The 21,445-nt window shown below is 61.2% G+C and carries 16 protein-coding genes and 1 tRNA gene; 10 read left to right on the plus strand and 7 right to left on the minus strand.

Annotated elements, in window-relative coordinates:
• Nucleotides 1–279: 279 nt before the first annotated feature.
• The 3 genes from VFN25_RS10485 (at nt 280) to VFN25_RS10495 (ending at nt 1,602) form a co-directional block, all read left to right on the plus strand.
• Nucleotides 280–744, plus strand: coding sequence for a mobile mystery protein A (locus tag VFN25_RS10485; RefSeq protein ID WP_325141613.1), 465 nt, complete (start codon nt 280–282; stop codon nt 742–744).
• A 50-nt stretch (nt 745–794) separates the two neighbouring features.
• Nucleotides 795–1,094: a helix-turn-helix transcriptional regulator gene (locus VFN25_RS10490; RefSeq protein ID WP_325141615.1), complete on the plus strand. Its 300-nt coding sequence runs from the start codon at nt 795–797 to the stop codon at nt 1,092–1,094.
• A 226-nt stretch (nt 1,095–1,320) separates the two neighbouring features.
• On the plus strand, nt 1,321–1,602 hold the full coding sequence (locus tag VFN25_RS10495) for a transposase (protein ID WP_325141617.1): 282 nt from the start codon (nt 1,321–1,323) through the stop codon (nt 1,600–1,602).
• 124 nt (nt 1,603–1,726) lie between these two features.
• Here the strand turns inward: VFN25_RS10495 and VFN25_RS10500 are convergent.
• Nucleotides 1,727–1,803 (minus strand) — tRNA-Arg (locus VFN25_RS10500).
• A 238-nt stretch (nt 1,804–2,041) separates the two neighbouring features.
• Between VFN25_RS10500 and VFN25_RS10505 the strand changes: the two genes are divergently transcribed.
• From VFN25_RS10505 to recD, 5 genes are all read left to right on the plus strand, one after another.
• The gene (locus VFN25_RS10505; RefSeq protein ID WP_325141619.1) at nt 2,042–3,169 is read left to right on the plus strand and encodes a DNA repair exonuclease; all 1,128 of its coding nucleotides are present in this window, start codon (nt 2,042–2,044) and stop codon (nt 3,167–3,169) included.
• Nucleotides 3,166–5,799, plus strand: a complete 2,634-nt coding sequence (locus VFN25_RS10510) for an AAA family ATPase (protein ID WP_325141621.1) — start codon at nt 3,166–3,168, stop codon at nt 5,797–5,799. The genes VFN25_RS10505 and VFN25_RS10510 overlap by 4 nt, the downstream gene beginning before the upstream one ends.
• A gap of 76 nt (nt 5,800–5,875) precedes the next feature.
• Nucleotides 5,876–9,484, plus strand: coding sequence for an exodeoxyribonuclease V subunit gamma (recC, locus tag VFN25_RS10515; RefSeq protein WP_325141623.1), 3,609 nt, complete (start codon nt 5,876–5,878; stop codon nt 9,482–9,484).
• Nucleotides 9,481–13,119, plus strand: a complete 3,639-nt coding sequence (locus tag VFN25_RS10520; RefSeq protein ID WP_325141626.1) for a UvrD-helicase domain-containing protein — start codon at nt 9,481–9,483, stop codon at nt 13,117–13,119. The genes recC and VFN25_RS10520 overlap by 4 nt, the downstream gene beginning before the upstream one ends.
• Nucleotides 13,119–15,008, plus strand: a complete 1,890-nt coding sequence (gene recD, locus VFN25_RS10525; RefSeq protein WP_325141628.1) for an exodeoxyribonuclease V subunit alpha — start codon at nt 13,119–13,121, stop codon at nt 15,006–15,008. The genes VFN25_RS10520 and recD overlap by 1 nt, the downstream gene beginning before the upstream one ends.
• Before the next feature lie 84 nt (nt 15,009–15,092).
• Here recD and fabB read toward each other — a convergent pair whose 3' ends face one another.
• Both fabB and fabA read right to left on the minus strand, forming a co-directional pair.
• The gene (fabB, locus tag VFN25_RS10530) at nt 15,093–16,301 is read right to left on the minus strand and encodes a beta-ketoacyl-ACP synthase I (RefSeq protein ID WP_325141629.1); all 1,209 of its coding nucleotides are present in this window, start codon (nt 16,299–16,301) and stop codon (nt 15,093–15,095) included.
• A gap of 1 nt (nt 16,302) precedes the next feature.
• Nucleotides 16,303–16,818 carry a 3-hydroxyacyl-[acyl-carrier-protein] dehydratase FabA gene (gene fabA / locus VFN25_RS10535; protein WP_325141631.1) on the minus strand — a complete coding sequence of 172 codons (516 nt, stop codon included), beginning with the start codon at nt 16,816–16,818 and terminating at the stop codon, nt 16,303–16,305.
• 219 nt (nt 16,819–17,037) lie between these two features.
• Here fabA and VFN25_RS10540 point away from each other — a divergent pair, with 219 nt between their 5' ends.
• Together VFN25_RS10540 and VFN25_RS10545 are read left to right on the plus strand one after the other, a co-directional pair.
• Nucleotides 17,038–17,652, plus strand: a complete 615-nt coding sequence (locus VFN25_RS10540) for a DUF488 domain-containing protein (protein ID WP_325141633.1) — start codon at nt 17,038–17,040, stop codon at nt 17,650–17,652.
• Nucleotides 17,653–17,673: 21 nt separating this feature from the next.
• On the plus strand, nt 17,674–17,892 hold the full coding sequence (locus tag VFN25_RS10545; protein WP_325141635.1) for a DUF2945 domain-containing protein: 219 nt from the start codon (nt 17,674–17,676) through the stop codon (nt 17,890–17,892).
• Nucleotides 17,893–18,021: 129 nt separating this feature from the next.
• On the opposite strand, the gene VFN25_RS10550 is transcribed toward VFN25_RS10545, so the two are convergent.
• From VFN25_RS10550 to VFN25_RS10565, 4 genes are all read right to left on the minus strand, one after another.
• Nucleotides 18,022–18,948, minus strand: coding sequence for a nucleotidyl transferase AbiEii/AbiGii toxin family protein (locus VFN25_RS10550; protein WP_325141637.1), 927 nt, complete (start codon nt 18,946–18,948; stop codon nt 18,022–18,024).
• Nucleotides 18,932–19,768 carry a type IV toxin-antitoxin system AbiEi family antitoxin domain-containing protein gene (locus VFN25_RS10555; RefSeq protein WP_325141638.1) on the minus strand — a complete coding sequence of 279 codons (837 nt, stop codon included), beginning with the start codon at nt 19,766–19,768 and terminating at the stop codon, nt 18,932–18,934. Before VFN25_RS10555 ends, VFN25_RS10550 begins: the two co-directional genes overlap by 17 nt.
• Nucleotides 19,769–20,049: 281 nt before the next feature.
• Nucleotides 20,050–20,325, minus strand: coding sequence for a hypothetical protein (locus tag VFN25_RS10560; protein ID WP_325141640.1), 276 nt, complete (start codon nt 20,323–20,325; stop codon nt 20,050–20,052).
• Between the two features lie 4 nt (nt 20,326–20,329).
• A complete protein-coding gene (locus tag VFN25_RS10565; protein WP_325141642.1) occupies nt 20,330–20,830 on the minus strand; it encodes a DnrO protein in 501 nt (166 codons plus the stop codon).
• Nucleotides 20,831–21,445 lie beyond the last annotated feature (615 nt).

The raw sequence follows: 21,445 nt of genomic DNA on the forward strand, positions 1-21,445 counted from the left end.
AAAAGGTGCCGAAATCGGCAAAAATCGGACCAAAAAACCCAAAATTCACGAATCTCGGCGATAGACGCAACTGGAAGGCAGACTAAAAAACCGAAGAGCATCATTCCACTTTGAAATTCGACTTATTCAGACCCTCCCTAGTGGCTCATCCGACACAGGCCGTCGGTAGTCCTAGAGGGGCATTCACAAGCATTGTCTATCTCCCTATAGGGCGGCATGATGTGCCGAGATTTCGCCCTGGAGGGCATCAGTATGCCTGCAAAGCGTTCATCCCCAAGCATGAAGCGACTTGCTCGTCGAAGGCTGGACGACGTCGGAAATCAATGGCGCAGCCTTCCCCAACCTGTGAATATCGTCCCTCGTGGCGGGTGGATCAACGCAATTCGCGAGGCCATTTGCAAGTCTCAGGTTGACCTGGGGCAGCGCATGGGCGTCCGAGGCAGCACAGTGGCAAAGTTGGAGGAGAGTGAGCGCAACCGAACTATTCGACTGGACTCGCTTCAACGTGCCGCTGAGGCAATCGATTGCGAATTGGTTTACGCGCTGGTACCGAGAAAGTCGCTGCAGTCGATTGTGGACAACCAACGACTGCGGCTATTCGCGGACATTGTCGCGCGCACCGACCACCACATGAAGCTCGAGGGTCAAAACGTGAATGATCCAGATTGGCGCAGCAATTTGCTACGGCAAGCGGAAGAAATGATCCCTGACAATCAGTTGTGGCGCGAACGAGCGGGAGGATAATCGTAAGGCCATCTACTGGCAGCACACTTTCATTCTTCTTGATTGGACCGATGGGGGGCGAAATGCAAAATAGGAAGAGTTCGGACCTCGCAAGCTTCACCGAAGAGATGCTTGAAAATCCAATGGTGCGAGCGGGTTACGACATGAGCAAAGCAAATGCGGATGTTGCGCGCCTCATCAAGACCCTGCGCGCGAGAGCCGAGCTGTCCCAGGGCGAGTTTGCACAGCTGATGCAAATGTCGATCGACTCCTTGATCCAATTGGAGGCAGGAAAGGGCTTGGAACAAATATCTGCAACCCGAATCGCCTATATCGCGCGGCTTTGTGATTCTCGGTTAGTGGCCGAATGACTTGAGGGCGCGAAGATTGTCTGGGGTTGTACCCTTAATCTGCGGGCAATTCCCAAAGGACTATGGATTCCGCTTTCCACGACTTTTAGTCGGTACTTTCCAACCATTTTTGCGGAGTTGGTCCTAATCTCTGGAAGGCCGGACCGGGTCGACATGAGACTGTCAGTCCTATGGTCAACTGCTTAGCGACGCTGTTCAACTCGCCTGCCGGATGTGGTCAGTTACGTTGGCAATACGTGGTCACTTACTTGGCGACACGCAGGATTTCATCCAGCCAAGTTGTCCGGCGCAGAACGCCTACATCGAGCGCTTCAACGGAACCTATCGCGTCGAAGTGCTCGATGCCAATAAATTCCCAACATTGGCAGCAACCAGAGCTGAGACGCAGCGATGGATGCCGATATACAACCAACAACGGTGCCGCCAAGCCATCGGCAACCTGCCGCCGTTGGTCTTCAAACGTCAATGGCAGGAACGAAGGTCTCTACTTTCAGATGGCAGCGCTTGAGGGGTGTTGACCGTCATGGAAAACTAGCCAAATCTGGATCACTAGCTGACAAAAAAAGACCATAACTTGGCCATCCGGTCAGGTTATGGCGAGTTGTCTAGTCACGAAATGGTCACCAGGAGTTTGGCGCGCCCGGAGGGATTCGAACCCCCGACCACCGCCTTCGGAGGGCGGTACTCTATCCAGCTGAGCTACGGGCGCGTATTGACAGGATTTGCGGCGGCAGACACCGGTGAACGGGGTCCGCCAGCGGCCGCGGCGGGATTATAACCCAGGCGTCGCCGCTTCCCTGCAAAATCAGCGACCGCAAACTTCGCTCATGCGTTGTTGTCGCCGTGGAGTGATTCTCAGGAAATGAGTGGCGCATCGTGCGTAGTATCCACACTTGAGATGGCATGCAGGGGTGGTTGCTGGTGATTCGGAAAATCAGGGAGGAAGGATGAAGTTTTTGCACACGGCGGACTGGCAGATTGGTCGCGTCTACGGATTCGAAGGCGAAAGTGACGATCACGACCCGGCCGCGGCGATGGCCCAGGCGCGCTACGACGCGGTCGTGCGCATTGCCGGGCTGGCGACTTCGGAGCAGGTCGACGCCGTGCTCGTGGCCGGCGATGTGTTCGACAAGCAGGCGCTGTCGGATCACTCGCTGCGGCGCCTGATCAACGCGATGGCCGGCTATTCGGGGCGCTGGATCCTGCTGCCAGGCAACCATGATGCGGCCCTGGCCGAAAGCGTCTGGAGCCGACTGCAACGGCTGGCTGTCCTGCCGGCGAATATCGAGCTCACCCTCGAAACCCGGGTCATGGAATATGCCGATGCGGGGTTTGCCATCCTGCCGGCGCCGCTGACCCAGCGCCAGACCCATGACGACCTGACCGAATGGTTCGACACGGCGGAAACGACCGAGGGCCTGATCCGCATCGGCCTGGCCCATGGCAGTGTCGCCGGCATCCTCGCCGAGGAAATCGATTCGCCGAATCCGATTGGAGCCGATCGTGCCGCCCAGGCACGTCTCGATTATCTCGCTCTCGGTGACTGGCACGGCACGCGTCAGATTGATGCGCGCACCTGGTACAGCGGAACGCCCGAGCAGGATCGCTTCAAGGACAATGATCCCGGCAACGTGTTGCTGGTCGAGATCGATGCGCCCGGCGCGCTGCCGCGGGTGACGCCGAAACGCGTGGGTCGATTCCGCTGGCGCGCGCAAGGGGTCGAGATCAATGGCTCCAGTGATGTCGAACAACTGCGTGAGCAATTGCAGGGATTGAACGACACCGATGTCGTCCGTCTGCACGTGCAAGGTCTGGTCGATTTCGCCAGCAGCGAACAATTGCGCATGCTCTGCGAGGAAGCGCGCGCCCGTGCCCATGTTTTCGAGAGCGATCTCGGCGAACTGCGTCTGGAACCGACCGCGGCCGATCTTGCCGCAATGCAGGTCGATGGGGCCCTGGCCGAAGTCGTCGATGAACTGCGCGACATGCAGGAGCAAGGCGATCAGGCAGCCGTGGCCAATGAGGCCCTGAAGCTGTTGTTCGATCTGATCCGCCGCGAAGGGGCTGGCGCATGAAGCTCGAACGCCTCGGCATCGATCAGTTCCGCAAGTTCTCGACACCCTTCGAGATTGATGGACTCGAGTCTGGTTTGAATATCCTGCACGGCCCGAACGGCGCCGGCAAAAGCACGATCGCGCAGGCCCTGCGCACGCTGTTCTTCGAGAAGCATTCCACAAGAGGTGAGTTTGTCGAGGCGATATCGCCACGGGATTTGGCCCAGGCCGCACCAACGATCAGCGCTGATTTCCTCCTGGGCGAGCTGTTGTGTTCGGCGAGCAAGACCTTCTTCGTCAAACCACGTGCGAGTCTGCGCATTGGCAGCGAAACATGGGAAGGCAGCGAGGCTGACGAACAACTCGCCGAGCGTCTTGGTTTCGGTCTCGCCGGTCGCGGGGCCAGCCGTGCCGACACCCACGGTATCCCGGGTCTGTTGTGGATCGAACAAGGCACCAGCGGCGAGTTGGCCAGTGCGGTTGCCCACGCGGCGGATTCGCTGGCCGAGCGACTCAAAAGCATTCTCGGTGACATCACCAGCAGTTCGGGCGGGCGTCTCGGCGAGATTTTGCACGCCGAACTGGCCAGGTTGCTCACCGCCACCGGTCGCTCGACCGGCGTACTCACCGAGGCTGAAAAATCGCTGGCGGCTGCCATCGAACTGCGCGATGGATTGCGCTCCACGGCCGCAGACTTTTCCGCGCTTTCGGATGGTCTGGCGCGCAGCCTGATGGAACGCGATCGCCTGGAGAGTGAAAAACCCTGGCAGGGTTTCGAGCGCGAAAAGCGCGCCGCGGAAGCCTTGAAGGCAGCTCTCGAGCCGCGACTGAAAGCCCTGGAGAGCAGTCGGCAAAGCCTGCGTGAAGTGAATGCGCGCGTCGACAGTTTGCACAAGGAAACGCGGACGCGCGAAAAAGAACTGCGCGAGCTCAGCCGGCAACGTGCCGAACTCAATGACAGCGCGGAGCAACATCAACAGCTGCGACAGAATCTCGCTGCCGCTGCCACGCGCAGGGCGCAGGCCCGCGACCTGCGCCAGCAAGCGCGACTGGCGCAGAAAGTCGCGGAAAACGCCGAGCAACATCGAATCCTGCAAGCCGACCTCAAGCGAGTTCACGCCGAGATTGGACGCATGGCGAACACCCTCGAGCGACTGGCCGGTTTCAGCGCGTCGTTGACCGCACTGCAAGAACAATCCGCCGCGAGCAAGCTGTCGAAGCGCGATTTGAGTCGTCTGGCCAGGCTTGATCAGAGCGTCCGCGACAACCGCATCCAGCGCGAGGCGATTGCCACCCAGCTGACCTATCGTCTCGACAAGGGTCAGCGCATCGATGCCGGCGAGTTCGGCATGCTCGAAGGCGAGGGCAAGCGCAGCATCACCGCGGCGATGATGCTGCGCATCGCCAATGTCGGTGAAATCGGCATTACCCCCGGTGGCGATGACATTGCGCGTCTCGAAACGGAAGCGGAGAAACTCGGCGATCAGTTCGCGCAGCTTTGCGTGACCCTGGGGGTCAAGGATCTTGCTGATGCCACGCTCCGCCACGAACGCCATCTGGATCTGGAGCAGCAAATCGCGCGTCAGCAAGCCGAGTGCAATGCGCTGCTCGGCGAGGATGACGAGGCGCAACTGAAGCGTCGGCTCGCCGAGGCCCAGGGACAGGCGAAGGACATCGAATCGCGACTTGCGGCATTGCCCGAAGCAAAGCCGGGCGAATCGCTGGAATCGACCCGGCGTGCCTTCGATGAGGCGGAAGCCGGGGCGGCGCTTGCCGATGAGCAGCACGAAACCCTGCTCGGCCAGGTTGCCCGAATCGAGTTGGCGCGGGAAGCGCTCAAGGCGAATATCGACAGCAGCGGTCAGCGTCTGGAAAGCAGCGAAGCGCTACGTACGGCGGAGCTGCGTGAAAGAGAGTTTGCGGAAGCGGTGGTGCGCCGGGACAAGCTGCAGGCCGAGGTCGGCCAGGCTGAAACCGAACTCGATGCGAGCAATCCACAACTGATCGATGCCGACATTGCCCGGCTTGAACAAGCCCTGCGCCTTGTCGAAAAACAGCGTCACGATCTGCGTGATGCGATCAGCACCGGTCGGGCCAGGCTGGAAACGCTCGGTGCCGATGGACTCGACGAAAAACTCGCCGCCGCCGAAGTGGCCGTCGAACAACGCCAGCGACGTCATCAGCAACTGCGCTTGCGCGCCGACGCGCTGTCACTGTTGAGCGAGCGTCTTGAATCGCATCAGGCCGCCCTGACCCAGCGCCTGTACGCGCCGCTACGCGAGCGCCTGCAGCACTATCTGGCGATTCTGTTTCCGGGCGTTGTGCTCAGTATCGATATCGACGCGCTGCGCCCGCAAGCACTGACCCGAAACAATCAAACGATCAATATCGATGCCGAGAGCTTCGGCACCCGCGAGCAGCTCGGCGTGATCGCGCGCTTTGCCTACGCGGATCTGCTCAAGCAGGCGGGTCAACCGACCCTGTTGATTCTCGACGACGCCCTCGTCAACAGTGATGCCGTGCGCCGCCAGCAGATGAAACGCATCCTTCACGATGCCGCACAACGGCATCAGATTCTTCTCTTCACCTGTCATCCCGAGGATTGGCGTGACGCCGGTGCGCGGGTGATGATCAATGTCGCGGCTTGCTGATTGATGCACATCTTGATGTTCCATTTGGCCATCCAGCTGACCCGACCTTGCGCAAAACGTCTGATTGAGCGAGGCAATGACATCGATGGATGAGCAGACGACCACGTCCGTCGATGGTCGCGATCTGGATCACGGTCTCGTGATCATGCGTGCGAGTCGTCTCGAAGCGCTGGTACCGCCGCTGGTCGAACTGCTCGGTGCGACGCGACCGGACAACGTGCTCGCGCCGCAGACCATCGTCGCCGCCCATCCGGGCATGAAAAAGTGGTTGCAGGGTGAGCTCGCGCGTAGTCCGGCGATGGGCGGGATCGCGGCGAATCTGGAAGTGATCCTGCCCAGCGTCTGGATCGATCGGCTGGCCCAGCAGCAACTTGATCAGCAGGCGATTTCGCTGCCGCATTATCAGCAGCGTCATCTGCGCTGGAGCATCCATGCGCTGCTGGCCGGCGATCTCGCATCCATCGGCGTCAGCGATGCGCGGGTGTCGTCCTATCTGCGTGAAGACAGCGATCCGTCTCATATCGCCGATCGCGCCCGACGGAGATTCCAGCTGGCCGATCGACTGGCCCGGATCTATTCGCAATACCTTGTCTATCGACCCGATTGGCTTCAGGCGTGGGAGCAAGGGCGTTTCGAAACGGCGAGTCGCGCAAGCGCTGATCCTGCAACGCAGGCAACCGAGCGCGAACTGCTCGCGCCGTTGTGGAAACATCTGTGCAGCAAACTGGGAGCGCATCGCGGTGATGTCGTTGGCGAGCTGATCCGGCAGCTTGGCCAAGCCGCCCCGGCTTCGGTTGATGCGCTGCATGTGTTTGGCATCAGTCATCTGGCCCCGTCGGAACTGGCCGTGTTGCGCGCGTTCGCAGGCAAACGTCCGGTTGCGCTGTACGTGCCGGATCCGTGCCGCGAATACTGGGGCGGTCTTGGCCACAGTCGCGCCGACTTGCCCGCGTACTGCGATGCCGAGCAGGCCCGAATCGATAGCGCGGACGGACAGGATTACTGGGTCGACCAGGAGCATCCGCTGCTCGCGCGCTGGGGCCGCATGGGCCAGCACTTCATGCTCGCCTTGTCCGATGGCCAGGACATGGTGCTTGAGGATGTCCGCCATTGGCGCGACGAAGCCGACAGCCAACCGCGCGATCGCCTTGAGCGCTTGCAGCAAAGTATTCGTCGACTCGAACCCGGCTTGCTCGATGTCGATCTGCAAACCAGCACGGACGCCGAGGTCGCGGATGCCTCGCTGCGCATCCACGCCTGCCACACGCGCCTGCGTGAACTCGAAGTTCTGCGCGACCAGTTGTTCGATGCGTTCGCGCACGCTGAATCCGAGGGTGCGCCGCTGAAGCCCTCCGACATCGTCGTCATGGCACCGAATATCCAGGCCTATGCGCCGCTGATTCCGGCCGTCTTCGGCGTGCCCGGCAGCGACCGTGAAGCACTGCCGTATCACCTCGCCGATATCGCCATCGCGCGCAGCCACTCGCTGTTTGTTGCGTTTCAGCGCCTGCTCGATTTGCCGAGTACGCGGGTCACCGCACCCGAAGTGATCGATCTGCTGTCGGTGCCTGAAATGGCCCGGCGTCTTGGACTTGATGCTTCCGATCTTGATGATCTCTCGGCCTGGTTGCGCGAGAGTCGCGTCGCCTGGGCGCTCGATGGTTCGTTCCGCGAGCGCTTCGGTGTTCCCGGCATCTCGGAACATACCTTTGCCTGGGCGCTGGATCGCCTGCTCGCCGGCTATCTGATGGCCGATGCCGTCAGCGACGATCGCCAACCCGCAGTGCGCCTCGCCGACCAGACCGAACTGGCACCACTGACCGGAATCGATGGCCCGGGCGCCGAGAGTCTCGGCGCGCTGGATCGATTGCTGCAGGAAATCCAGGCGCTCTGCGATCTGGCCGAACAAACCCTGCCTGCGAGTCAGTGGGCTGTCGCTCTGGAAACCCGCTTCGAAGCCCTGTTCGCCGTCGATCCGATGGATGGCGAAGCGCGCGAGGCGGCGGCCTTCGTGCTCAAGTTCATTCGCGGCATTGCCAGTGAACCGCAAGCCGCCGGCGAAGATCCCGAGCTGCACTTCAGTGTCGTGCGCGATCTGCTCACCGAGCGCCTTGCTTCCGTCCCCGAGCGCCAGCGCTTCCTCATGGGTGGCGTGACTTTTTGCGGCATGGTTCCGCAGCGTGCGATTCCGTTCAAGGTGGTTGCCCTGCTCGGTCTCAATGATGGTGAATTTCCGCGCAGCAGTAGTGATGCCGGACTCGACCTGATGAGTCGCTTGCGCCGCCTCGGTGACCGTGACGTGCGCAGTGATGATCGCTATCTGTTTCTCGAAACCGTGATGTCGGCGCGTCAACGTCTGCATCTGAGCTACATCGGCCAGGGCGTGCGCGATGGCAAGTTGTGCAACCCGGCACCGCCGCTGGCCGAACTGCTGGCCGCGCTCGATGACAGTGCCGGTCTGCGCAGCGATGACGACACCGCGCGGCCGTGGTTCGTGCGTCATCCGCTGCAACCGTTTGATTCACGCTACTTCGATGGCGGCGATCCGCGGCTGTTTTCGTATGACGCCCGCTATGCCGAAATGAAGGGAGCGGGCACGAACAGCACACTGCTGCCGTTCTACGATCCCGCCGATACGCGCCGTATCGAAATCGAGCCGCCGATCGCATTGGGTCAGGTCCAGGCCTACTTCAAGGATCCTGCCCGACAGGTGCTTGAGAGCCGCATGCAGATCCGCCTCGACGCGCTCGAAGATGATCGTTTGCCCGAAGATGAGCCGATCGAGCCGAGATTCGAGGCCATCGACAGCATCGCGCGAACGCTGTTCTTTGACGTACTTGCGCGACGTGCGAGTGGTGAGACGGTTTCGCTGGAGCAGATCCCGGCATGGGTGCGCCTGAGCGGACGCATGCCGCCGGGACGAGCCGGCGTGGTCGCCTGGGAAAAGGAGAAATTCGCCTGCGAAGCGTTGCTGGAAACGCTCGAAGAATGCGCGATGTTTGCCAGTGGTGCGCCTGCCGCACAAGGACATGATGTCGATCTGCTGATCGATGGCCAGCGCGTCAGCGGTCGTATCGGACATCTCTTCGTCAACGCCAACGAGTGGCGGCTGCTGCGCATCTTTCCGAATGCCAGCGACGCCAACAAGGGCATCAAGGCCGAGAAGGACCTGAACTTCAAGGAGCGCATCCCGATGTTCCTTGACTGGGCGCTGCTACGTCTGGACACGGCCGCGCGGGAGCCAACGCCGCCTGCCGTTCGCCTGACCGCCGTGGTCGGCGGGGCACAGAGGTGGCTGGGTCAGTTCGATCGCTGGGATGAACTCTGGCTGGTTGCCGATGCGGGCGAGCAGGAAAAGCTGCTCGACGATTTGCGCGAGCGGGTCGTTGCCCTGATCGATTTCTGGCGTCAGGCGCAAGCGAAACCGCAATGGTATTTCCCGAAGACCTCGTGGCAAGCGATCAGCGGCAAACAGCGCAGCGATGGCAGTGTCGACGTTGCGGGCGCATGGGCCTCTTCGGAACATGCTCGCGGCGAACGCGACTACGCGCCAGGCTATTCGAGACTGCTTGCCGGCGACGTCGAATTTGCGGGTGACAGCCACGAGCTCGCGCAACTCAATGAAACCGCCAGATACCTGGACGCATTGATCTGCCTCGACATCAATCTGGAGTCGAAAGCATGAGCGCGCGGAAGACAAGGAAAGATACCGCGCGCAGCGATTGGCGCGATCTCGATCTCGGCGCTGGCGGCCGCAGCCTGATTGAAGCGAGTGCCGGCACCGGCAAGACCTGGACCATCGCCGTGCTCTATCTGCGCCTGATTCTTGAGCGCGAATTCTCGCCACGCCAGATCGTGGTGACCACGTTCACCAAGGCTGCGGCCCAGGAATTGCGTGAGCGACTGCGCAGCAAATTGCGCTGGGCCGAACGGCTCGCGGTTGCAGGCGATGTTGGCGAAGAGCCACTCAATGTCGACGAAGCCTGGTTGCGCGCGCGCTGGGCGAACGCCGTCGGTCAACGAAATCCGGATTTGCAGCGCATCCGCCTTGCCATCGCCGAAATGGATGTCGCCCCGGTCAGCACCATGCATGTACTTTGCGGTCGCATCCTCGCCGATCATCCGTTTGCCTGCGCGGTACCGTTTGCCAGGGGCGATCTGGTTGATGGTCAGGGCATGCTCGAGGAAATCGCCCGCGACCTGATGCGCCGCTTCCAGCAATCGAACAGGCCGGATGAACTGGTCGACCTGCAGCAGCGTGTCGCCGCGGATCTCAAGCACGCGTCATTGCTGGCGATTCTGAGAACGTCGATCACGCCGGGCACGTCAATTCCGTTGATCGAGCAAGAGTCACCGCTGCCGGTGGATGAGTTGCCTGCGTTGCGTACGCTTGTTGCCGATTCCGGCGCCTTTCGCAAAGACGCCCGACTCCGTCGAGCATGGGAACGGCTTGCCGAACTGATTGAAGACCCGACTCTCTATCCTGATAGCGAAGTCATCAATGACCTGAAGGGCGCTGCGGACCGAAAAGGCTTGCTCAAAGGTCGCAAGGACGATGCAGATGTCACCGCCATCGTTGAACTGTCCTTGCGTTGCGCACCGCTTCTCGCTCAACGACGCCAGCGCATGCTGCATGAGTTCTGGCACAAGGTCGTCGCAGTTGCCCGCGAACAAATCGAGGCGCGTCTGCGCAGCCGCCATCAACAATCGTTTGACAGCTTGCTGACCTCGGTCGCCGAAGTGCTTGAAGGCGAAGCGAAGGCGGGAGCGAACCGAACTCTGGCCGATGCCCTCTTCGCCAGTTGGCCGGTCGCCCTGATCGACGAATTCCAGGATACCGACAGCGTCCAGTACGGCATTCTCGATCGCATCTATCGCGACGATGCGGGCGCCCCGCGCGGGCGCCTGGTCATGATCGGTGATCCGAAGCAGGCCATCTACCGTTTCCGTGGCGGCGACATTCATGCCTATCAGGCTGCGGCTGCCGAGGCGGACGCCGATGGTCGGCTCAGTCTCGACACCAACCATCGTTCCTCGCGTGCTTATGTGGATGCGATCAACGAGTGGTTCGCCTGTGCCGGTGAATCGCTCAGCGCGATCGATGAGGAAAGCCCGATTCGCTATCACGCGGTCAATGCCAGCGATCGGCGCGACAGCAAGCCGTACACGATCGATGGCCTTGCCTGCGCCAAGCCGCTGCTCATTCACTATCGCGAAACCTGTCCTGACGCCGCTGCCGAACGGCGCAATCTGGCCCTGGAAACCTGCGCCAACCAGATCGTTGATCTGCTCGAATCCGGGCGTCACAAGATCGGCAAGAATCTTTTGAAACCCTCCGATATCGCCGTGCTGTTGCCGACGGCGGCGAGCATCCGCAGCCTGCGCGATCTGCTGCGTCAGCGCGGTGTGCCCTGCGTCGCGACTGATCGCAGCAGCGTCTACGCCACCGATATCGCGCGCGAGTTGCAGATCATCCTGCACGCACTGATCCACCACACCGAACTCGGTGCGGCCCGTGCCGCCGCGGCAACCCGACTATGGGGCGCGAGCTTCAGCGAGTTGCAACGGCTGAGCGAGGATGTCGCTGCCTGGAAGCAGATCAGCGACATCTTCCGGCGCTGGCACGGCGATTGGCACGAACGCGGAATCCAGGCCGTCATTGATGCCTTGATCGAGCACATGGCCGGGCGCTATCTCGATACCCTCGGTGGCGAGCGTGCGATCACCGATCTGCGCCATCTCGGCGAATTGCTGCAGGAGCAGAGTCAACAGACACCCGGCAGCGAGGAGTTGCTGGCCTGGTTTGCCGACCAGCGCAAGGAGCTTTCCGCCGACAACGAGGACGCCGCTGACGCCGCCCAGCTACGCATCGAATCCGACAGCGAGCGGGTCGCCTTGATGACCTTGCATGCGAGCAAGGGGCTCGAATTCCCGATCGTGTTTCTGCCCTTGATGTGGGCCCATGGCGAACGCAGGAGCCCGGCGCCGTGGATCGTCAACAGCGAAGGTCGGCGTCAGGTCAGCTTCGCCGAGTCGGCCAAGGACATTGAAAACGCGGATCTGCAGGATGAGCGCTTCCGCGTGCTGTACGTCGCCATGACGCGGGCGATCCATGCCTGCCATGTCCTCGCCCTGCCCGCCGACCGGCCCGCGCAGAAAAATCAGGGACCCGCGGCAGGAACGACGCGCAGCGCGCTCGATGTGTTGATCGCGCGCATGCAGCCGGCGCCGGGCTCGGCCGAATTTGCCGGGCAGGCAGCACATGTCGACTGGATCGCCGCACCGGGCTGGCGCAACGAATCCGACGACAACGCGTTCTACCAGTCTGCCGAGGAGCGTGTCAGCCGATCCGCCGCGCGCATCATCCCGCCGCGAACGGCGGGTCCGATTGAAGCCCGTCACAGCTTCACGACCTTGACCCGGCATCATTCGACGCGGGCGCTCGATCCGGAGGCGTCGGCCGGCGATGAAGCGAGCGTTGAGGGAATCGAGCCAGCGGAATCGGTGGCCCTTTCGGTCGCTGCACCAACGCAGACAGTCGGCGACGACGAGGCCGGGCATCCCTTGCTGCTCGCACTCGAGCCGGTCAAGGGTGCCGATTTCGGCAACGCCATCCACGCCATGTTCGAGCACCGCGAGATTGGTGTGCCGTTCAGTGCCCAGCATGAATTGCTCGCAGCGGAACTGGCCAATGCCGGCGTGCGTCGAAAGGGCGTTGAGCGCTCTGTGCTCGTTGAGGCTCTGGGCAAGCGTCTGCAATCGGCACTCGAAGCGTCACTCGGCGCGCAAGGCGCGCCGACACTTTGCCTTGCCGATCTGGGCGTACACGATCTGCTCGCCGAGATGGAATTCTTTTTTCCGCTGCAGGGCGCGTCGATGAGCGAACTGCGAAGGGTCTGCGCGGAACATGGCGAACCCGATCTGGTTCCATCGAGCTCGCGCACCTTGAGCGGACTCATGAACGGCAAGATCGATCTGATTTTCCATCACGCCGGGCGTTATTGCGTTCTTGATTACAAAGGTAATTTTCTTGGCACGCGGATTACCGACTACCAGGGCGAGCGTTTGTTGCAACAAATGGATGCATCCAATTATCGTTTCCAGGCTCTGCTCTACTGCGTGGCCCTCGATCGTTATCTTGCTCAGCGAATCGGGCACAGCTACGACCGCGCCAGCCAGCTCGGCGAATGCTTCTATCTGTTCGTCCGTGCCGTCGGCCTCGGCAAGGACGCCGGAATCTGGCGCCATCGCTTCCCCGATGCCCTGCTTGCTGCAGTCGGCGAAGTCCTCGACAGCGGAATCATCCGGGAGGTCGCGTGATGAAGTCCGCTGCATTTCATTTTCGCCGTCTTGATTCGGCGGTAACGATCGCCGAGTCGTGGCGTTCGCTGGACTGCGCGGTTGCGCGCTGGGTCATGGCCCATGGCGGCTCAGCGCTGCTCGCCGAAGTCGCGGCCTGGGCGAGCCTGGCCGAAGGTCATGGCGACAGTGCCTTGCCGCTGACCGGGGCCGAAGCGGATCGCCATGGCATGCGTGCACTTGGCGATGAGGAAATCGAGAGCTTGCGCGGCGAGCCGCTGGTCGGAACCGCGCAATCCCGTGACGCCAACGAAGCGGACACGGCCTTCGTCCTTGATGACGGCTTGTTCTACCTGCGCCGAAATTTTCTCCACGAGATCGCCGTGGCGAGAATGATCGGCGAGCGTCGTGCGCAGTCCGCCGCCGCGGATCAAACACCTTTGGCGACGCTTGATGCCTTGTTCCATGGCGATGCAAACACGCCGGTCCAGGCCCAGCGTGACGCCGTCGCGCGGATGCCCGGGCGACGCTTTTTCGTGCTCACCGGCGGCCCGGGCACGGGCAAGACGACGACCGTCCTGCGCATGTTGCTGGCCCTGATCCGTGATCGCGAAACCCGCGCCGAACTGGCGCCGACGATCCGCATCAGCGCGCCGACCGGCAAGGCCGCACAGCGCCTGTCGGAAACCCTGCGCGAGGGTGCCAAACGGCTGCGCGAACATGCGCAGCAACCGCTCGGCGATGACTGGTCGGCGTCGATTGAAATCGCGCTCTCGGCACAGGCCAGCACCTTGCATCGCTTGCTTGGCAGTCGCGGTCGGCGCGGCGGATTTGCCCATCATGCGGACAACCCGCTGCCGGTTGATATCGTCGTCGTCGACGAGGCTTCGATGCTCGATCTCGGCCTGCTGCGCACCCTGCTTGAGGCCTTGCGCGAAGACACCGTATTGATCCTGATCGGCGATGCCGACCAGTTGACTTCGGTTGGAACCGGCTCGGTGCTGCTCGATCTGGTCGCCGCAATGGAGGCTGCCGGTGCCGAAGATCTGGTCCGGTTGCGCCACAGCTTCCGCGCCGACCAATCGCTGCTGCCGATCAATGAAGCCATTCGCATGGGTGACCGCGGCGCATTCGATCGGGCCTGGAATGACGCCGGTGACAAGGTGCGGAATCGCCGCGCGGGTACGCCGGGGGAGCTATCGATTGCACTCGGAATCTGGGGCGGTGCGGTGCAGACCCTGCTCCAGCGTGCAGGTGCATTTGATCGCCATCCGGTCGATCAAATGGCAGCGATACTGGCCGTACTCGATGCCCTGCGCCAGCGTCAGTTGCTGTGCGCGCTGCGCGAAGGGGCGTTCGGCTCGGAAGCGGTCAACGCGATCCTCGAAAGAATGCTCAGTCACGAGGTCGACGGCTTTTCTGCCGCGACCTGGTATCCCGGTCGTGTCGTCATGATCACCCGCAATGATGCCGCGGCCGGTTTGTTCAATGGCGATGTCGGCGTGTGTCTGCGTGATGACAACGACCAGTTGCGGGTCTGGTTCGAGGTCACCGTTCGCGAAGACAAGACCGCATCCACCGATATCGCGAACGACACCCCGGGATTGCAGCGGCGGGCGATCGATTTCGAGCCCGGCAGCTTGCCCGAGCACAAGGGCGCGTTTGCGGTGACGATTCACAAGAGCCAGGGCTCGGAGTACGACCAGGTCGCCGTGTTGCTACCGCCGGACGCCGACAACCGCATCCTGTCGCGGCAGTTGCTCTATACCGCGGTGTCGCGGGCCAGGCAATCGGTCGAAATCTGGGGCAGCGATGCCGTGCTCGACGCGGCGCTGGCAACCCCGGTGCGCCGCGCCGGTGGTTTGGCCGCGCGGTTTGCAGAAAGCTCACACGTTAAAAATAAAAGGTAATGCAATAGCGTGGGAGCCCGTTCACGGGCGAGGCTCCTGCCAATCCCGAATCCCGAAAAAAAGCATCGCCCCTGAAGTGAGCTCCTACGCCCGCGCAAACACCAGGCTGGCGTTGGTGCCACCGAAACCGAAGCTGTTCGACATGACCACATCAAGCTTCGCTTCGTGGCTCTTCTGCACGATCGGAAAACCTTCGGCAGCCGGATCGAGCTTGTCGATGTTGGCCGAACCGGCGATGAAGCCGTCTTCGAGCATGAGCAGGCTGTAGATCGCCTCATGCACGCTGGCTGCGCCGAGCGAGTGGCCACTCAAGGCCTTGGTCGACGACAGCGGCGGCATGTCATTCGGAAAAACTTCACGCAGGGCTTTCAGTTCAATGATATCGCCGAGTGGCGTCGCTGTACCGTGGCTGTTGATGTAGTCGATATCACCTTTGACATTGGCCATGGCCATCTGCATGCAGCGCACTGCGCCTTCGCCGGTCGGCGCAACCATGTCGGCGCCATCGGAGGTGACGCCATAGCCAACCAGCTCGGCATGGATGCGCGCGCCGCGCGCCTTGGCGTGTTCGTAATCTTCCAGCACGAGCATGCCGCCGCCGCCGGCAATGACGAATCCGTCGCGGTCGACATCGTAAGGGCGTGATGCACTTTCCGGATGTTCGTTGTGGGCCGTCGACAGCGCACCCATGGCATCGAACATCGAGGTCATGCCCCAGTGCAACTCCTCGCCGCCGCCGGCGAAGACGACATCTTGCGCACCGTGACGGATCAGGTCGGCACCGGCACCGATGCAGTGCGCCGAGGTCGCGCAGGCAGCCGAGATTGAATAGCTCAATCCAAGGATGCCGAATGCCGTGGCCAATGTCGCCGAAACCGTCGAGCACATCGTGCGCGGAACCATGTACGGCCCGATCTTGCGCACGCCCTTGTTGCGCAGCAGGTCGGCGGCGGCGATCTGCCATTCGGGTGAGCCGCCACCGGAACCGGCAATGACGCCGCTGCGTGGATTGCGCACCTGCTCGTCGCTGAGCCCGGCATCGGCAATCGCGGAGCGCATTGCGACATAGGCATAGGCCGCCGCATCACCCATGAAACGCTTGAGCTTGCGATCGATTTCAGCAACCAGATCGATCACCGGCAAGCCGGCAATGCGGCTGCGCAGACCGAGCTCGGCATATTCGGGAATGTCGCGAATGCCGCTGCGACTATCGCGCAGCGAGGCGGAAACCGACTCCAGGGAATTGCCGAGGCAGGATACGAGGCCCATGCCAGTGACGACGACTCGACGCATATCAGAAACCATCCGTTGAGGTAAAAAGACCGACGCGCAGATCGTCGGCCACATAGATCTCGCGATCATCGACGTAGGTGCGACCGTCGGCAATGATAAGGGAGAGCTTGCCGCGCATGATGCGACGCACGTCGACTTCGTAGCGGACCACCTTCGCCGTCGGCAAGACCTGACCGCTGAAGCGGACCTTGCCGACGCCGAGCGCACGACCACGACCGGGTTCGCCGAGCCAGGGCAGATAGAAGCCGGCCAACTGCCACATGGCATCGACACCGAGGCATCCCGGCATCACCGGGTCGCCCTCGAAATGACAGCCGAAGAACCAGAGATCCGGGCGGATATCGAGCTCGGCATGCACCGTTCCCTTGCCGTGGACACCACCTGTCTCGTCAATCCGCGTAATGCGGTCGAACATCAACATCGGCGGCGCCGGAAGCTTTGCATTGCCCGGACCAAACATCTCGCCACGCGCGCAGGCGAGGAGCTGGTCGTAATCAAGCGACGATGGTTTCGGCATGGATGGTAGCGACCTTATAGGAAAGCAAAGTTGCCTATTCTACGGGTCTGAAGCCCTGGTTCGCGTCAAAACTCTGTTCAGAGTCGTCAAACAGACCGGAAAAGCCTTTGAAACGAGGTGTTTATCCCTGGTTTCAAAGCGAAACTGAATCGCAACCCGTGCCGCCACGGCCGATTGCTGGCGATGAAGCTGGCGAGCCCGGCTCGCAGAGCCGGCCCCATGCCGGGGTTCATCGGCGGGTCGGGCGTGCAAGCCTATGCTGGAGCAATGAATCGCTCGACCTCACCGATTTTCAGCATAGGCCACTCCACCCGTTCGCTGGAACAGTTTCTGGCACTACTCGACGAGTCGCGGATCGAGTGCGTGGTCGATGTCCGGCGCCTGCCGGGATCGCGGCGATTCCCGCAATACGATGCCGAACCATTGGCCGGAAGTCTGGCCGCGCAGGCTATCGACTACTGGTATTTGCCGCCCTTGTGCGGCCGGCGCAGTCGACGCGAACTTGAAGGCGCTGCACCCGAAAGCTTCTGGAGCAATGCCAGCTTCGCCCGCTACGCGGCCTACTCGCGCAGCGAAGCATTCGCACACGGCTTGCGCGAGTTGCTGGAGCGCGCGCGCCTGCAGCGTTGTGCGCTGATGTGTTCGGAAGCGGTCTGGTGGCGTTGCCATCGGCGCATCATCACCGACCATTTGCTCGCACGCGGCGTGCCGGTCCGCCACATCATGGGGCCGGGCAAAGTCGATGCCGCCAGTCTCACCCAGGGCGCACGCATCGAAGCAGGTGAGGTGGTCTATCCACCGACGGATCAGCAATCAGACACCGGAAAACGGTGACATCAGCAACGGGAGAAGTCCATGAGCAAGCCATTCAAGGTCGGCGATCATGTGCGCTGGAACTCGGAAGCAGGCCATGTCAGCGGCGTGATCAGGAAAATCCACGAAAGCGATTTCGAATGGAAGGGCTACACACGTCATTGCAGCAAGGATGATCCGCAATACGAAATCAAAAGCGACAAGACTGATCACATCGCCATGCACAAGGGCGCTGCGCTTTCACGGGTGAAATCCGCATAAGGCAAGGACAGGAGAGGTCGGAGCAGTAATCTATCCACTATCTTGTCGGAAGCGGATTGGTCAGGGCTTCTGTGTCCGAATTCAGCATCAATCACGGCTTTCAACGCGGGAGATCGCGGCACGGAATGACTATCTATCGATGCGTACCAGCACTTCTGCAAGTTGCCGGTGATCGGCATCGCGCTTTTTGGGCAATCGCTTGCGCAGATTGAGCAACTTCCAGCGGAGCGCAGGCAATTGCGGGACATGATCCGGGAGTGCAAGCCGCTCCCATTCAGGGCTTTCGTGTTCTATCGAAAATAGAAATTGCCTGACGTTGTCGTCGATGCGCGAGTGGATCTCGGCAATCAGTTCTTCGCGCGCTCTGATCAACGATCGGACGTCAACAGCTTCATCTGCCATCCCGGCGAATTCCACGGCAAACCGATCTTCAAGAGGGAGGAGATTAGGTGCGATCAATTCCGCTGCCGGGCGCCCGGTCGCTGTCAGATAAACCAGAAAAACCGACCAAAGTTCGTTCGTGATCCCTTCCGTTGCAAGCAAGTGCATGACATCAAACAGGTCTCGCGGATGCTGGCGATCTAGCGCAGCAACCATTTTTCCGGCAAACAGATCGGCGAATCCAAGCGTCTGGGATTCGATCAAGCCGAAACGTTCGGCCACAGCTGGTTGCAGATTGCGAATTTCTGCTGGAAAAACCGAGCCTCTCGACACCGGCGTGACGTCAATCTTGATTGGCACTCGGCGCCGATTGATGGCGAGGCCAGTCGGCACTCCATCGGGAGTCACCCGCGGGCGCACCTCGCAGCCGTGATTTTCGCCAAGCACATTGCCGATGCGCTGCAGCGCCGAAGTGATTCCTCCCAGTGAATCGCGCCGCTCTCCGAGTGGCAGCCAGGTCAGATCGATATCTATGGACAGGCGTGGCAAATCACGGAAGAAAAGGTTTATTGCTGTCCCACCTTTCAGCGCGAAGGCAGCTTCTGTGCGGACCACCGGTAGCACATCGACCAGCAACGCGAGTTGCCGTGTGTAGGTACTATCGAAATTCGGCATCAAGGTCTGCCGGCAACGTGATCTGAAAGAGCGCGTCGTACTTGCCACCCGGGAGCATGGCGCGCTTGCCGCGGCCGAGATCGACATCAGCGACATTCACATGCTTGAGCCAGGGATGGTTGTGCCGATGCGCGAGCGCAAGAAACAGTCGCTTGACCTTGTAGCTGGTGCATCGCGCCAACAACATATCGAGTCGGGCAGGGCGCAATCGAACCAGGCCCGCGAGGACCGCATCGGCTTCATGCAGGCTGGCATGTTTCGGTGTCTCGTCGAGCAATTCGAGGATTGCGCGCTCTTCGCTGGCGAAGCGCAAGGTCCGCCGTTCCCCCTGCGGTTGCAGATCAACCAACGCGCGCTCCTTGTCCGTAGCGTTCTCGGGAAAATCAAACAACCGATCCGCATGCCAAACAAGCGGATGCCGGGGTACAACGTCGGCCGCCCACCTGGGCAGGCGCTTCGGCCCGTAGAGTACGACCGATTTGGGGCCGGGACGCAGGAAATGCGAGAAGCCGGCCCAGTCGAGCGCCGACAAGCCACCTACGTGGAGCGGGAGTTTCAACAGATTTTGCAGTGCAAATACAGCATCTGCCCAGGTCGATTCCGCCCCGCTGCGGCGGTAGACCCCGTAGCCGGCAGAAACCAGCCAGCCACCCGCAACGTATTTCGGCAGGAGGTTGTCGGCATAGCCGTGCGAGGTCAACCAGCGCGTCGGCAAGAGCGATCCCGGCGCAAAGTCGGCCAGCAATCGGTTCAGCGATGGAGAGTTCTCCTCACTCACGGTGAGGACTTTAACGCTAGTGATGAACTGGCGCAAGTTCATCAGAGCAGTGAATTTCCTCACTCAGGGTGAGGAGAAACACAATGTTAATGAACTAGTCGCAACCCTCCGGGACGCGGCCGGAAAGCCCCATCGCTACGTCAGTCGTCGCTCATTTGGAATGACCAAACCATGTTCCTGTGTCCTTGCGCTGCGACCTTCCGGCCTCCGGCGCCATCGCCGGAATAGTGCGAACAGGCCCTAACTCGTGCCTGCAGCGGCGCCTCGTGGTCAGGCTTGCGGCGAAACACGCTGACTGAGCGGCAGATTCAACCCTGGGCGGATCAGCTGCCTGCCAACAGAGCCTTGGCTTCCACCTGTGCGGCACGGTAGGAGACCTCCCACTGACCCTCACGTGGTGTCGAGCAGGCGAGGCGGGTGAGCACGCGTTGCATGCTGTCGATCTCGCCGAGCAACTGCTGGATCGTGTCCAGAGCTTCCTGATAGTCCGTCATTGGAACCAGAAAGACCTTGCGATCCTGGCAGACGCCGATGCAGGTTTGTGGTGCTTCGATACGACCGCAGCCGATGCATTGCCAGGCTGGAATCGGATCGTTCATGGCGTCAGTGGCTGTGTTCTTCGTCGCTTCCGGCTTTCAGTTCCCAGCTTGGATCAGCGAATACGCGCGGGTAGTCGGCGATTGCATCGCGCATTGATGCGACCGTGGATGTATCAGCCGGATCCTTGTTGAATGCCTGCACGCCATTGAGCAGGGGAACGAGCATGCTGTGCAGGGCTGCATCGGCTTTCGCATCAAGTTTGCAGTTGGCAAAGACGTAGTCGATGGCGTCCTTGATCGAAGCAACCTTCTCGACGGCAATCGATTGCGGCATGTGGCCCATCTCGTAGTGGCGCAATTCTTCAAGCGCGGCGTGGATGCGTGACATGCCTTCGCGCAATGGAGCGTCGGTGGCGTAACGCTGTGCCGGAATCGCAACGCTTTCCGGCGCAGCGTGGTCAGCATGGGCGTCATGCTCGCCATGCTCATGCTGGGCGAACGCTTGCGGAGCGATTGAAAGGGCGAGGGCAGCGACAACGGGAAGCAGGAGCGTCGAAAGTTTCATGGTCGTTGATTCAGATTTGCCGGGATGGCTGGGAGGCTATCGCATGCAATGCCGGGCGGCCATGATCCAGGTCAAAGCCAGATCATGGTGTGGGCGACATCTCAATGCATCTTGCCGCTGCTTTTCAGCCAGCCAGGGGCAGACTCGGCTGTGTCCAGCAGCAGGATTCTTCCAAAGCAGGCTTTTTGGAGAGCGATATCACTGCCGGAGTCGCGCTCGCGATGGGTCGCTAGTGAAAGGAGAAAAATCCCCGGCAAGTCGCACGAGAGCATGAAAACCAGGCAAAGGCACTGGGCCCCTGCCTGCGCAGGGGATACGAGAGGGAATTTGAGGCTTTCGGCGAGTGGGAGACCAAGGGCCACTTGATCAGCGTTGCCCAAGGGTCGTCGATGCATTCTCGATTCACGGCGTTCAATTGCGCCACCCGCCACCCAATCCCGTCCTTCAACAATCAAATGGCTGGCCATCCCCAAACCCGATAGGGGTCGGGAAGGCTCATCACCTCCCCGCCCTCCGAACCGTGCGTGCGGTTCTCCCGCACACGGCTCTCCAGTTGGTGGTTGCTTCATCGAGATCGGCACGCCAAGGCATGGGCTTGGGTTAACGTGAAAAGCC

It is taken from the genome of Dokdonella sp., from assembly GCF_035703485.1.
Classification (GTDB): Bacteria; Pseudomonadota; Gammaproteobacteria; order Xanthomonadales; family Rhodanobacteraceae; genus Dokdonella.

What these genes read in the sequence shown, in the direction of transcription:
- VFN25_RS10560 (WP_325141640.1), bottom strand. Translation starts at nt 20,325, where the DNA reads ATGAACGATCCGATTCCAGCCTGGCAATGCATCGGCTGCGGTCGTATC.
- VFN25_RS10555 (WP_325141638.1), bottom strand. Translation starts at nt 19,768, where the DNA reads ATGAACTTGCGCCAGTTCATCACTAGCGTTAAAGTCCTCACCGTGAGT.
- VFN25_RS10490 (WP_325141615.1), top strand. Translation starts at nt 795, where the DNA reads ATGGGGGGCGAAATGCAAAATAGGAAGAGTTCGGACCTCGCAAGCTTC.
- VFN25_RS10550 (WP_325141637.1), bottom strand. Translation starts at nt 18,948, where the DNA reads ATGCCGAATTTCGATAGTACCTACACACGGCAACTCGCGTTGCTGGTC.
- VFN25_RS10545 (WP_325141635.1), top strand. Translation starts at nt 17,674, where the DNA reads ATGAGCAAGCCATTCAAGGTCGGCGATCATGTGCGCTGGAACTCGGAA.
- fabB (WP_325141629.1), bottom strand. Translation starts at nt 16,301, where the DNA reads ATGCGTCGAGTCGTCGTCACTGGCATGGGCCTCGTATCCTGCCTCGGC.
- VFN25_RS10540 (WP_325141633.1), top strand. Translation starts at nt 17,038, where the DNA reads ATGCCGGGGTTCATCGGCGGGTCGGGCGTGCAAGCCTATGCTGGAGCA.
- VFN25_RS10485 (WP_325141613.1), top strand. Translation starts at nt 280, where the DNA reads ATGAAGCGACTTGCTCGTCGAAGGCTGGACGACGTCGGAAATCAATGG.
- VFN25_RS10505 (WP_325141619.1), top strand. Translation starts at nt 2,042, where the DNA reads ATGAAGTTTTTGCACACGGCGGACTGGCAGATTGGTCGCGTCTACGGA.
- recD (WP_325141628.1), top strand. Translation starts at nt 13,119, where the DNA reads ATGAAGTCCGCTGCATTTCATTTTCGCCGTCTTGATTCGGCGGTAACG.
- VFN25_RS10565 (WP_325141642.1), bottom strand. Translation starts at nt 20,830, where the DNA reads ATGAAACTTTCGACGCTCCTGCTTCCCGTTGTCGCTGCCCTCGCCCTT.
- VFN25_RS10520 (WP_325141626.1), top strand. Translation starts at nt 9,481, where the DNA reads ATGAGCGCGCGGAAGACAAGGAAAGATACCGCGCGCAGCGATTGGCGC.
- recC (WP_325141623.1), top strand. Translation starts at nt 5,876, where the DNA reads ATGACATCGATGGATGAGCAGACGACCACGTCCGTCGATGGTCGCGAT.
- VFN25_RS10510 (WP_325141621.1), top strand. Translation starts at nt 3,166, where the DNA reads ATGAAGCTCGAACGCCTCGGCATCGATCAGTTCCGCAAGTTCTCGACA.
- fabA (WP_325141631.1), bottom strand. Translation starts at nt 16,818, where the DNA reads ATGCCGAAACCATCGTCGCTTGATTACGACCAGCTCCTCGCCTGCGCG.